This is a genomic window from Acidovorax delafieldii 2AN (genome assembly GCF_000175235.1).
Taxonomy (GTDB): Bacteria; Pseudomonadota; Gammaproteobacteria; order Burkholderiales; family Burkholderiaceae_C; genus Acidovorax; species Acidovorax delafieldii_B.
Genome location: NZ_ACQT01000549.1, coordinates 1 through 1037 on the forward strand (window position 1 = coordinate 1; position 1037 = coordinate 1037).

At 69.6% G+C, this 1037-nt stretch carries 1 protein-coding gene; it reads right to left on the reverse strand.

Going from position 1 to position 1037, the window contains the following annotated elements; genetic code table 11:
• Positions 1–5: 5 nt before the first annotated feature.
• Positions 6–860, reverse strand: a complete 855-nt coding sequence (locus tag ACDELDRAFT_RS22945; RefSeq protein ID WP_005801593.1) for an ATP-binding cassette domain-containing protein — start codon at positions 858–860, stop codon at positions 6–8.
• Positions 861–1037: the final 177 nt, after the last annotated feature.

A 1037-nucleotide genomic window follows, 5' to 3' on the forward strand; every position in this document is an offset into this window, starting at 1 on the left:
CGTGGCTAGCGCGCGATGCCTGCAGAACTGCCAGCGGCGGTGCGGCGTGCGCGGGCGCGCCCCGGAGCGATTTGGGGCACGGCGTTGACCAGGGCACGGGTGTACGGGTGCTGCGCGTTGTAGAACAGATCCTGGGGCGTGCCGCGCTCCACGATGCGCCCCTGGTACAGCACCACCACGTCATCGCACAGGTGGTTCACCACGGCCAGATCGTGGCTGATGAGCAGGTAGGTGACGCCGAACTGCTGCTGCAGGTCTTGCATGAGGTTGAGTACCTGGGCCTGCACCGACACGTCGAGTGCGCTCACGGGCTCGTCGGCCACGATGAGGCGGGGGCGGGTGATGAGGGCGCGCGCAATCGCAATGCGCTGGCGCTGGCCGCCCGAAAACTCATGCGGGTACTTGCCCAGGTCGCTGCTGCGCAGCCCCACCTGCGTGAGCACCTGTGCAGCCTGTTCGCGCTGCTCAGCCCGGCCCACCTGGCCCTGGGCACGCAGCGGCTCGGCCACGATGCGCTCCACCGTGTGGTGCGGGTCCAGCGAGCCGTAGGGGTCCTGGAACACCATCTGGAAGTCGCGCCGCGCCCGGCGCAACTCGGCGGGGGGCAGGGTGTGCAGGTTGCGGCCCAGCAGGTGCACCGTGCCGGCGGTGGGGGTGTCGAGCGCCATCACCAGACGGGCCAGCGTGGACTTGCCTGAACCCGACTCGCCCACGATGCCCAGGCTGCGGCCCGCCGTCACCGTGAAGTCCACGCCCTGCAGGGCCTGCACCTGCTGCGGGGGGTGGAAGAGGCGGGTGCGCGGGAGCGGGTAGTGGCGCACCAGTTGGGCCACCTGCAGCAGGGGTGCTGGGGCGGTCATAGGGATTTTTGATTCAAATCGGCCCGGTGCGCTTGTGCAATCGGTGCGTGCAGCTATCAAATCAGGAGTATCTGGTGTTGTCATGCCCGGTCCTCATGGGCTGCGGCCACGGCGTCGAGCCGGATGCAGCGCGCCAGATGCCCTTCGCCCAGCGGCACCGGCGGCGGTGCGCTGGGG